The following is an 11,269-nucleotide window of genomic DNA, read 5'->3' on the forward strand; positions in this document are numbered from 1 at the left end:
CCGTTTTTCATGGCCGAACGGATGCGCTCAGCGCCGCCGGATCAAGCTCGCGCCGTACACGACAGCGGCGAGGGCGGTGATCCAGAAGCTGGTCGGCCAGTCGGTGTAATAGGCGAGCGTCACGCCGATCCACGCCTGCGCCAGCGCGAACAGCGCCGCAAGCACGATCCCGGCCGACAAACGCGTGGTGAGGTTCTGCGCGGCGGCGGCGGGGCCGACCATCAGCGTGAACACCAGCAGCACGCCGACGATCTGCGTGCAGGCCGCGACAGCCAGCGCCGCGATGGCGAGAAACAGCACCGACACCAGACGCAGCGACACGCCCTTGGCCTCGGCCAGTTCAGGCTGCAGCGAGGCGAACAGCAGCGGGCGCATGATTGCCGCGAGCGCCGCGAGGCTGGCCACGGCCAGCGCCGCGAGCGCGCCGAGCGTATCGCGGTTCACGCCCAGCACATTGCCGAACAGCAGCGACGTGACCTGGGTGGCGTACGCCGTGAAGAAGTGCAGAAACAGCAGGCCGAAGCCCAGCGCCAGCGAAAGAATCACGCCGATGGCCACATCGCGGCCCGCGAGCTTTTCGCCGAGCGCGCCCATCGACACGCCCGCGACCAGCGTGAAGCCCACCATGCCCCACATCGGCGAAATGCCGAGCAAGACCGCGCCCGTTGCGCCGGTAAAGCCGACGTGCGAGAGCGCGTGACCCGCGAAGGTCTGCCCGCGCATCACGAGGAAATAGCCGACGATGCCCGCGAGCACCGCCACGATGCCCGACGCCGCGAAGGCGTTCACCATGAAATCGTAATCAAGCATCGTGCGAATGGCCGTGGGCGTTGTCGTTATGGTCGTGTGAGTGTGAGTGCGCGTGGCTGTGGGTATGACCGTGATCGTGGTCATGCTCGTGTTCGTGGTCGTGCTTTTCGACCTCGACATCGCCCGACATCACGAAAATGCGGCCCTTCATGCGCATCACCTCGATGGGCGAGCCATAGAGGCGCGAGAGCACCGGCGCGGTGATGACCTCGTCGACGCTGCCGAGCGCCGCCACGCCATTGCCCAGATACAGCACGCGGTCGAGCGCGTTGAGCAGGGGATTGAGTTCGTGCGCCGAGAACAGCACGGCGATGCCCAGCTCCCGCTGCACGCGTCGCACCAGTTCGACCACGCCGCGCTGATGATGCGGATCGAGGCTGATGAGCGGTTCGTCGAGCAGCAGCAGCTTCGGATCGCCGAGCAGGCATTGCGCGAGCAGCAGACGCTGGCGCTCGCCGCCCGACAGCTCCGACAGCGGGCGATCCGCAAGCGCGGTTGCGCCCACCAGATCGAGCACGCGCGAGACATCGGCGCGCGTGGCGGCGTCGGCGCGCGGCAGGCCCCAGCGGTGACCGTCGGCGGCCATCGCCACGAAGTCGCGCCCGCGAATGCGGCGGCTCGCCAGCGCCGTGCGCGTCTGCGGCATATAGCCGATCTTCGGATTACCGCGCGCCACCGGCTCGCCGAGCACGCGGATCGCGCCGTGCGAGGCGGGCACGAGGCCGAGGATCGAGCGCATCAGCGTGGTCTTGCCCGCGCCGTTGGGCCCGAGCACGCCGATGAACTCGCCCTGGTTCACGGCGAAGTTCGCCTCGCGCAGGATGGTGCGCTCGCCGAGCGTGAGCGTCACGCCCGCGACCGTGAGCACCGGCTGCGGCGCGCGGTGGTTGTTCTGCTGAGACGCCTGTTGAGACGCGTGCTGTGAAGCGGGCGCGGCTTCGGTCATTGCTTCTGTTCCCTGCTGACTGCGTTTATCTGTGTTGATGCGGCGTTTATCTCGTCGCGAGCGCCTTGCCCAGCGAATCGAGCTGCGCCAGCATCCATTGCTGGAAGTTCACGCCCGCGGGCTGCGTCTCGGTCACGCTGACCGTCGGCAGCTTCGACTTCTGCGCGAGGCCGAGCATGCGGCGCGTGAGCGCTTCGGTCGCCTGGCTGTTATAGATCAGCACGCGCACGCGGTGCTCGCGCAGATCGCGCTCGAAGGCGGCGATATCCGATGCGCTGGCCTCGGTGTCGTTCATCGCCGCCAACTGGAAGCGCAGGTTGCGCATATCCAGGCCGATCGCATCCGACATATAGCCAAACACCGGTTCCGTCGCCGTCACCGGCTGGCCTTTGTACTGCGCGCGCAGCGCCGCGACCTTCGCGTCGATCGGCTTGAGCGATGCGAGAAACGTCGCAAGGTTGGCATCGTACACGCTCTTGTGCGCGGGGTCTGCGGCGTCGAGCGCCGCGCCCACCGCGCGCGCCACGGCGGGCATGGTCTGCGGGTCGTACCAGAGGTGCGGATTGTCGCCCGGCTTCTTGCCGACGAGGTCCGCCGCCACGATCACGGCGCGCTGGCTGCTTTGCGCGGCGGTCGCGCCCAGCAGTTTGGTCATCCACGGGTCGTAGTCCGCGCCGTTGTACACCACCACGCGGGCGTGCTGGAGCGCGCGTGCGGTCTTCGGGCTGGCTTCGAAGAGGTGCGGGTCCTGGTCGGGATTGCTCAGGATGCTCGTCACATTCACATTGGCGCCGCCGATCTGCTTCACCACATCGCCGTAAAAGTTCTCGGCTGCCACCACGGTGATCGCCGTATCCGCGGCGTGCGCCGCTGCCGGACCGAACAGCGCGCTCGCGGCGAGCGCCGCAGTCATGGCCGAACGGACGACGGACGTGAGCGAAACGCCGCCGGCGAGGCGGGCGCGCGTGCGCAACGTCGCGCGGGTGAATGCGAACATGGTTCTATCCTTGACGAGAGCGAGGTCAGCGAACGGGTTCCGGACGACGACCGGTCAGTGTCAGCTAAGGGCCGGATCGTACGGAGAAGGCAAAAATCCGTGAAGACGCGATGATATAACGTAACGCGAAGCAAGGCGAGCGACGCCAGCAGTCGCACGGTTACGCCATATTGAAATCGCGCTGACATCGTGCGCGAGCGGGCGCAGGAAATGCGCGCGAAGAAGCGTTGAGCGGGCGGCTTGCGCGCCGCACCATCGAAATCCCCTGCGATGGCGTTTGTCCGCCTTGACATGTGTGCGTGCGTATCCGATCATTCGACCACCAAGAGAGCAAATGCTCATGCAGTGAGCGAGTGTTCAGGCCGGGAGCCTGACGTCGACGTGGTTCAAGACCACGCGGCTCACCGGCATGAAAGACATTGGAGACAAACCTGTGGCACATCCCGCGTACCCGGCGGCAGGACGTTTGCAGGACAAGGTGGCCGTGCTGACCGGCGCGGCAAGCGGCATCGGCGAGGCGGTCGCGCGTCGCTATCTGGACGAGGGCGCGCGCTGCGTGCTCGTCGACGTGAAGCCGGCCGACGCCATCGCGCCCGCGCTCAAAGCGGCTTTCCCCGACCGTGTGCTCGCGCTCAGCGCCGATGTCACGCGCCGCGAGGACATCGATCGCATCGTCAGCGACACCGTTGGCCATTTCGGCCGCATCGACATACTCTTCAACAACGCGGCGCTGTTCGATATGCGTCCGCTGCTCGACGAATCCTGGGAAATCTACGACCGGCTCTTCTCGGTCAACGTGAAGGGCATGTTCTTCCTGATGCAGGCCGTGGCGCGCCGCATGGTGGAGCAGGGCCACGGCGGCAAGATCATCAATATGTCCTCGCAGGCGGGACGGCGCGGCGAGGCGCTTGTTTCGCACTACTGTGCAACCAAGGCGGCGGTGCTCAGCTATACGCAGTCGGCGGCGCTGGCGCTCGCGCCGCACAAGATCAACGTGAACGGCATCGCGCCGGGCGTGGTGGACACGCCGATGTGGGAGCAGGTGGACGCGCTGTTCGCGCGCTACGAGCATCGGCCGCTGGGCGAGAAGAAGCGGCTCGTCGGCGAGGAGGTGCCGCTCGGACGTATGGGCCTGCCCGAAGACCTCACGGGCGCCGCGCTCTTTCTCGCCTCGAACGACGCCGATTACATCACCGCGCAGACGCTCAACGTGGACGGCGGCAACTGGATGAGTTGAATCCGCGCTTGCAACGCGGGCAGTACATAGAGCAGTAACCTCGGTGGCAGCACGACATAACGTAACGAACAAAGGAGACAACGCCATGAAACCCGCTTTCCAGACCGTGCTGCGCACCATTAGCGCGGGCGCGCTGATCGCCGCGGCCGGTGCCGCGCACGCGCAGACCGTCACCGTCGCGATGTTGAACAACCCGGACATGATCGAGCTGAAGAAGCTCTCGCCGGCCTTCGAGAAAGCGAATCCGGGCATCAAGCTGAACTGGGTGATTCTCGAAGAAAACGTGCTGCGCCAGCGCGCCACCACCGACATCACGACCAATAGCGGCCAGTTCGACGTGATGATGATCGGTACTTATGAAGCGCCGCAATGGGGGAAGCGCGGCTGGCTCGCGCCGATGACGGGCCTGCCCGCCGACTACGATCTCAACGACGTCGTGAAGACGGCGCGCGATGGTCTCTCGTACAACGGCACGCTCTATGCGCTGCCGTTCTACGTCGAAAGCTCGATGACGTATTACCGCAAGGACCTGTTTGCGGCCAAGGGCCTGAAGATGCCCGACCAGCCGACCTACGACCAGATCCGCGATTTCGCCGACAAGCTCACCGACAAATCGGCGGGCACCTATGGCATCTGTCTGCGCGGCAAGGCGGGCTGGGGCGAGAACATGGCCTACGTGACGACGGTGGTGAACACCTTCGGCGGCCGCTGGTTCGACGAGAAGTGGCACGCGCAACTGACCACGCCGGAATGGAAGAAGGCGGTGAACTTCTATGTCGACATGCTCAAGAAGGACGGCCCTCCGGGAGCCAGCTCGAACGGCTTCAACGAAAACCTCACGCTGATGTCCTCGGGCAAGTGCGCGATGTGGATCGACGCCACGGTGGCGGCCGGCATTCTCTACAACAAGTCGCAGTCGCAGGTGGCGGACAAGATCGGCTTCGCCGCCGCGCCGACCGCCGTGACGCCGAACGGCGCGCACTGGCTGTGGTCGTGGGCGCTGGCGGTGCCGAAGTCGTCGAAGTCGCAGGACGCGGCGAAGAAGTTCATCGAATGGGCCACCTCGAAGCAGTACATCGAAATGGTCGCGAAGGATGAAGGCTGGGCCTCGGTGCCGTCGGGCACGCGCGTGTCGACCTATCAGCGTCCGGAGTACAAGCAGGCCGCGCCGTTCTCGGACTTCGTGCTGAAGGCGATCCAGACCGCCGATCCGAACCATCCGACCGCCAAGCCGGTGCCGTACACGGGTGTGCAGTTCGTCGGGATTCCTGAGTTCCAGTCGTTCGGCACGGTGGTGGGTCAGAGCATTGCCGGTGCGGTGGCGGGCCAGATGAGCGTCGATCAGGCGCTGACGGCGGGTAACGCCGCTGCCGATCGCGCAGTCGCTCAAGCCGGGTATCAGAAGTAAGCGAGAAATAAGCAGCCTCAACGCTGAACGCGCACGCGAGTCCTCGGGCCGCGTGCGCCCCCAGCGAAGCAAGACGCGGCGCCGTGCCCCCGCGCGGCGCGCAACAGAGAAGGGTGGTCCTCATGCGTCATCTCCATCTCCCCATGCCTCTATTCAATAAAGCCCGAGCGCCCAAGCCCAACACGCAGCAAGTGGAAACGCGCCGCTCGGCGTCGCGCTGGCTCGTCTCGCCGTCGGTGGCCGTCCTGCTGCTGTGGATGACGATTCCGCTGGCGATGACGATCTGGTATTCGTTCACGCGCTATAACCTGCTGAATCCCGATCTCAAGGGTTTCGCGGGCCTCGACAACTACAAGTTCCTCGCCACCGATCCCTCGTTCATCCCGTCGATCGTGCACACCATCGTGCTGATCGTGTCGGTGCTGGCGATCACCGTGATCGGCGGCGTGCTGATGGCGGTGCTGTTCGACCGCAAGTTCGTCGGCATGGGCGTGGCGCGTCTCTTTGCGATTGCGCCGTTCTTCGTGATGCCTACCGTGAGCGCGCTGATCTGGAAGAACATGATCCTGCATCCGGTGTACGGCCTCGTTGCGATCGCGATGCGCTCGCTGGGCATGACGCCGATCGACTGGTTCGCGGAATATCCGCTGTTCGCCGTCATCCTGATCGTGGCGTGGCAATGGCTGCCGTTCGCGTTCCTGATTCTATTCACGGCGATTCAATCGCTCGACCAGGAGCAGAAGGAAGCCGCGAAGATCGACGGCGCGGGCGCGATCTCGCTGTTCTTCTACATCACGCTGCCGCACCTGCGCCGCGCGATTGCGGTCGTTGTGATGATGGAGTCGATCTTCCTGCTGTCGATCTTCGCCGAAATCTATACGACCACCGGCGGCGGTCCTGGCAACGCCACGACCAACCTCACTTACCTGATCTACTCGATGGGCCTGCAACAGTTCGACGTGGGCATCGCATCGGCGGGCGGCATTCTGGCTGTCGTGCTGGCGAACATCGTGTCGTTCTTCCTCGTGCGCATGCTCGCGCGCAACCTCAAAGGGGAGTACGAAAAATGAGTCAAGTTACCGCTACACCGGTGCCGCAGTCGCCGCACGCGGTCAACCGCTCGTCGCCGCTGCAGTTCATCGGCCGCGTGGTGCCGGGGCTGCTGGCGTGGGTGATCGCCATCGCCTTGTTCTTCCCGATCTTCTGGATGACGATCACGGCGTTCAAGACTGAGCAGCAGGCCTACATCCCGTCGATTTTCTTCATGCCGACGCTCGACAGCTTCCGCGAGGTGTTCGCACGCAGCAATTACTTTGCGTTCGCGTGGAATTCGGTGCTGATCTCGGCGGGCGTGACGATCGTGTGCCTGATCCTGGCTGTGCCCGCCGCCTATGCGATGGCGTTTTTCCCGAACCATCGCACGCAGAAAATTCTGCTGTGGATGCTGTCGACCAAGATGATGCCTTCGGTGGGCGTGCTGGTGCCGATCTACCTGCTGTGGAAGAACACCGGCCTGCTGGATACGGTGAGCGGGCTGATCATCGTCTACACGCTCATCAACCTGCCGATTGCGGTGTGGATGGCCTACACCTACTTCAACGAGATTCCCCGCGACATTCTGGAAGCCGGGCGCATGGACGGCGCGGCCACCTGGCAGGAAATCGTCTATTTGCTCATGCCGATGGCGGTGCCGGGTCTCGCGTCTACCGCGCTGCTGCTGATCATCCTGTCGTGGAACGAAGCATTCTGGAGCATCAATCTGTCGAGTTCGAACGCCGCGCCGCTGACGGTGTTCATCGCTTCGTATTCGAGTCCTGAAGGGCTGTTCTGGGCCAAGCTGTCTGCCGCTTCGCTGCTGGCGGTGGCGCCGGTGCTGATCGTCGGCTGGCTCTCGCAGAAGCAACTGGTGCGCGGTCTTACTTTCGGAGCGGTCAAGTAATGTCGAATGTCGCTATTCAGGCACTGATCTGCGACTGCGATGGCGTGCTGATCGACAGCGAAGCGGTGGCGGCCAGCGTGCTGGTGCGCGAACTCGAAGCGCGCTGGCCTGGCGCGGCGGTGGCGCCCGTGCTGATGCCGCTGCTGGGACAGCGCATCGAGCGCGTGCTGGGCGGCACGGGTGATGCGCTCGGGCGCAGTCTCACCGCCGCCGATGTCGATGCGATCCGCGCCGTGGCCGAACGCGAAGCCGCCGAAGCGCCGCTGTTTCCAGGCGTGACGGACGCGCTCGACGCGATCGCGCTGCCCAAGGCCTGCGCAAGCAACAGCTATACGGCGGTGGTGCGCCGCGTGCTGGCGCGCACGGGCCTCGCGCGCTTCTTCGGCGACCGCATTTATTGCGCCGATATCGTCGCGAAACCCAAGCCCGCGCCCGATGTGTATCTGGCCGCCGCGCAAGGGCTGGGTGTCGCCCCGCAGGCGTGCATCGTGGTGGAAGACAGCGTGACCGGCGTGAGCGCGGCGCGCGCCGCGGGCATGACGGTGCTGGGTTTTATCGGCGGCGCGCACGTGGGCGGCGACGCGCATGCGCTCGAACTGCGCGAAGTCGGCGCGCAGGCCATCTTCGACGATATGCGCATGTTGCCGGGACTGGTGGCGGACTGGATGCAGAAGGCCGAGGCGCGCGCGCTGTGACGCGCCGCGCATCGCTCGACAAAACTTGCTGAAAACGCGGTGCAGGCGACCACGTCGCGCCGCAAACGCAATACAAGGAATGGGAGACACATCATGGCAAGCGTGATCCTGAGAAACGTGCACAAGCGCTACGACGAAACCGAAGTCCTGCGCGACGTGAACCTCGATATCGGCGATGGCGAGTTCGTCGTGTTCGTCGGCCCCAGCGGCTGCGGCAAGACCACGCTGATGCGGATGATCGCGGGTCTGGAAGACATCAGCGGCGGCGATCTGATGATCGATGGCACGCGCATGAACGACGTGCCGCCCGCCAAGCGCGGCATCGCGATGGTGTTCCAGTCGTACGCGCTGTATCCGCACATGACGCTGTACGACAACATGGCGTTTGGCCTGAAGCTCGCGGGCGCGAAGAAGCCCGAGATCGACGCGGCCGTGAAGAATGCCGCGAAGATCCTGCATATCGACCATCTGCTCGACCGCAAGCCCAAGCAGTTGTCGGGAGGCCAGCGCCAGCGCGTGGCAATCGGGCGCGCGATCACGCGCAAGCCCAAGGTATTCCTGTTCGACGAGCCGCTTTCGAACCTGGACGCCGCGCTGCGCGTGAAGATGCGTCTGGAATTCGCGCGCCTGCACGACGAACTCAAGACCACCATGATTTACGTGACGCACGATCAGGTCGAAGCGATGACGCTGGCGGACAAGATCGTCGTGTTGTCGGCGGGCAATGTCGAGCAGGTCGGGAGTCCGAACCGTCTTTATCACGCGCCGGCAAACCGCTTTGTCGCGGGCTTTATCGGCTCGCCGAAGATGAACTTCCTCGACGGCCAGATCCAGCAGGTCGATAGCGACGGCATTGTCGTGCGCTATGCGACCGGCGAAACGCAGAAGGTCTCGGTGGAACCGCGCGGCGCGCGCGAAGGCGACAAGGTGACGGTGGGCATCCGACCCGAGCATCTGAACGTCAATGCGGGCGAATACGGCGTGAGCGCGAAGGCCATGACGGTCGAGTCGCTTGGCGATGCCGCCTATCTGTACGCCGAATCGGCGGTCGCGCCCGATGGCCTGATCGCGCGCATCCCGCCGCTGGAAAAGCACGAACGCGGCGAGCCCCTGAAGGTCGGCGCGACGCCCGATCATTGCCATCTGTTCGACGCGCAAGGGCTGGCGTTCGAGCGGCGCTTCGCGCAGGAGATGGCGGCATGAGGGCGGCGTGAAATTTTGGAGTTGTCGTTAGTCGTTGTCTGAGGTTGCCTTGCCCCAACGAGGGACGCCCGCTTTCGAGCGGGCTTTTTTTTGCGCGCCGATTTGCACAGCGGGCGACGTCGAAACGGAATCGGGCGCTATGATCCTGCGTCCACGTTCCACAGCACGACATCATGATTCGCAAGATCGCGTCGATCGCGAGCGCGCTGGCCACCGCGCTATCCGCCTTGGTCGCCCACGCCGCCGATGTTCCCGCAAGCGTCGTGCAGCAGGTGGAGTCGCGGCTGGACAATGAGCATGAATTGCAGCCGCCGATCATCGACGCGAGTCCGGTCATGCCGGGTTCGTGGGTCTATTTCACCGATAACCTCACGAAGCGCCCAGGTCTGCCCGACGGCAATCGACCCTACACGCTGGACGCGCATCTGATTTACGAGGACGCCGATCATGTCTGGCACGACCAGCTATTCGACCGCTATCAGGAAAACGGCGGCATTCCGAAAATCGCCTCGGTGTTCTTCGCGCACGCGGATCAGACGGCGCGCAGCAAGAGCCTGGTCGTGCTCGTGCAGACGCCGCAGCAGCACGTCGATTTCGGCGGCGACTTCTACGATGGTTATGTGTACAGGCTGACGGGTTCGGCAGCGCAGGGCGCGGTGTTCGTGGGCTTGCAGAACGACGCGAGTGCGCCTTTCCAGGACCAGTGTCAGTGCGGCTTCCGCGACGGCCACACGGAGCACGCGCGCTATCCGAACGCCGATGGGATCCGCAAGGCGCTGGCGATCACGTATCCGGTGAAATAGCGCGCCTCAGGCCGCTTCGCCGAGCGCCGCGCGGGCACATGCTTCATCGGTGACAAGGCCCGAGAGCCAGCCGCCCTTGAGCGCCGCGATCAGCGCTTCGCGCTTGCGCGCGCCACCCGCGAAGCCGATGGTTGGGCGCTTCGGCGGCGAATCCAGATGCAGACTCGTCACGCGGCGACCCGTCGGAGAATCGACGCGCTTGCCATTGGCGTCGATCGGCAGGCCGAGCATTTCGGCGATCGCGCCCAGGCGCATGAGTTCGTGCACTTCATCCGTGGTCAGAAAGCCGTCCTCGTGCAGCGGACAGTGCTCGCCGATATTGCCGATGCCGACGAACGCCACATCGGCCTCACCCGACAGCGATTCGACGATGCGATAGAGACGGTGATTGCACCATTGCGCGCGCTCGGCTTCGTTATCGGCGATCAACGGCGCGGGCAGCAGGAAGTGCTTGCCGCCGGTTTTTTCGGAGATATGCAGCGCCACGTCGTAGCGGTTCGATGAGCCATCCTGCGCAATCGCGCCCACCATCGACACCAGCCGATGCTGCGGCCGCTCGATCTGCGCGATCTGGTCGACGGCGGCCTTGAGCGTGCGCCCGCTGCTCACCGCCACGACCATCGGACGTTCTTCGTTCAGATAGCGCTCCATCACCTGCGCGCCCGCCACGGCGAGCTTGCGGTCGATCGCGTCCTGCGTGTCGCCGTCGACGGGCACCACCTCGCACATCGCCAGGCCGTAGCGCTTCGAGAGCCGGTCCGCGAGCGCGAGACAGTCGGCCAGTTGATGATCGACGCGCACGCGGATCAGGTTCTTCTCGACCGCGAAGGCGACAAGGCGCTGTGCGACCGGGCGCGAGACCTGGAGCTTTTCGGCGATCTCGTTCTGGGTGTTGCCGGCCACGTAGTAGAGCCACGCGGCGCGGGTGGCGAGATCGAGTTTTTCGGTGGACTTGGGCACGGTGAGATCGATTAAAAGCGGCTGGAAGCGGCGCGGGCGTGGTTGGAGCGTTGCTGGATGGCGTGCGGAGTTTACGCGAAACCGGCCGCGCTTACGCGAGCCTTTCGCGCGCCGGGTCGAACAGCGGCCGCACATGCCGATACAGCGCGCGATACGACTCCAGCCGCTCGCGCAGCGCCGCGTGGCGCGCGGCGTCGGGCGTGTATTCGGCGGTGACGGGCGCTTTGGCGAGCACCGCATCGAAGTTGCCGCCCGCCGCGAGCCAGCCGAG

At 65.0% G+C, this 11,269-nt stretch carries 11 protein-coding genes and 1 pseudogene; 7 read left to right on the forward strand and 5 right to left on the reverse strand.

Annotated features, from left to right (window positions below):
* Positions 1-27 precede the first annotated feature (27 nt).
* The 3 genes from F3J17_RS24755 to F3J17_RS24765 are packed head-to-tail and all read right to left on the reverse strand — an operon-like array spanning position 28 to position 2,669.
* A complete protein-coding gene (locus F3J17_RS24755) occupies positions 28-810 on the reverse strand; it encodes a metal ABC transporter permease (protein ID WP_167065202.1) in 783 nt (260 codons plus the stop codon).
* Positions 803-1,756: an ABC transporter ATP-binding protein gene (locus F3J17_RS24760; protein ID WP_167065205.1), complete on the reverse strand. Its 954-nt coding sequence runs from the start codon at positions 1,754-1,756 to the stop codon at positions 803-805. Before F3J17_RS24760 ends, F3J17_RS24755 begins: the two co-directional genes overlap by 8 nt.
* Positions 1,757-1,802: 46 nt before the next feature.
* Positions 1,803-2,669, reverse strand: coding sequence for a metal ABC transporter solute-binding protein (locus tag F3J17_RS24765; RefSeq protein WP_240161153.1), 867 nt, complete (start codon positions 2,667-2,669; stop codon positions 1,803-1,805).
* Positions 2,670-3,186: 517 nt separating this feature from the next.
* On the opposite strand from F3J17_RS24765, the gene F3J17_RS24770 reads away from it, so the two are divergent.
* The 7 genes from F3J17_RS24770 to F3J17_RS24800 all read left to right on the forward strand — a co-directional run bounded on the left by F3J17_RS24770 (position 3,187) and on the right by F3J17_RS24800 (position 10,038).
* Positions 3,187-3,990, forward strand: coding sequence for an L-iditol 2-dehydrogenase (locus F3J17_RS24770; protein WP_345891244.1), 804 nt, complete (start codon positions 3,187-3,189; stop codon positions 3,988-3,990).
* 85 nt (positions 3,991-4,075) lie between these two features.
* Complete coding sequence (locus F3J17_RS24775; RefSeq protein ID WP_167065214.1) at positions 4,076-5,398, forward strand: sugar ABC transporter substrate-binding protein; 1,323 nt, start codon at positions 4,076-4,078, stop codon at positions 5,396-5,398.
* Between the two features lie 122 nt (positions 5,399-5,520).
* Entirely contained in the window at positions 5,521-6,468 is a 948-nt protein-coding gene (locus F3J17_RS24780; protein WP_167065217.1) for a sugar ABC transporter permease, read from the forward strand.
* Positions 6,465-7,337 (forward strand): carbohydrate ABC transporter permease, encoded by an 873-nt coding sequence (locus tag F3J17_RS24785; RefSeq protein ID WP_167065220.1) that lies wholly within the window; start codon positions 6,465-6,467, stop codon positions 7,335-7,337. Before F3J17_RS24780 ends, F3J17_RS24785 begins: the two co-directional genes overlap by 4 nt.
* Positions 7,337-8,032, forward strand: coding sequence for an HAD family phosphatase (locus F3J17_RS24790; RefSeq protein WP_167065223.1), 696 nt, complete (start codon positions 7,337-7,339; stop codon positions 8,030-8,032). The genes F3J17_RS24785 and F3J17_RS24790 overlap by 1 nt, the downstream gene beginning before the upstream one ends.
* 93 nt (positions 8,033-8,125) lie before the next feature.
* Positions 8,126-9,235 (forward strand): sn-glycerol-3-phosphate ABC transporter ATP-binding protein UgpC, encoded by a 1,110-nt coding sequence (gene ugpC / locus F3J17_RS24795; protein ID WP_167065226.1) that lies wholly within the window; start codon positions 8,126-8,128, stop codon positions 9,233-9,235.
* A 173-nt stretch (positions 9,236-9,408) separates the two neighbouring features.
* Positions 9,409-10,038, forward strand: coding sequence for a hypothetical protein (locus F3J17_RS24800; RefSeq protein ID WP_167065229.1), 630 nt, complete (start codon positions 9,409-9,411; stop codon positions 10,036-10,038).
* 6 nt (positions 10,039-10,044) lie between these two features.
* Here F3J17_RS24800 and F3J17_RS24805 read toward each other — a convergent pair whose 3' ends face one another.
* Together F3J17_RS24805 and F3J17_RS24810 are read right to left on the reverse strand one after the other, a co-directional pair.
* Positions 10,045-10,998, reverse strand: coding sequence for a sugar-binding transcriptional regulator (locus tag F3J17_RS24805; protein WP_167065232.1), 954 nt, complete (start codon positions 10,996-10,998; stop codon positions 10,045-10,047).
* Between the two features lie 91 nt (positions 10,999-11,089).
* A pseudogene (locus F3J17_RS24810) lies at positions 11,090-11,269 on the reverse strand (xylulokinase); the annotation flags it as partial.

The sequence above is a fragment of the Burkholderia sp. Ax-1719 genome (assembly GCF_011753055.1).
Taxonomy (GTDB): Bacteria; Pseudomonadota; Gammaproteobacteria; order Burkholderiales; family Burkholderiaceae; genus Paraburkholderia.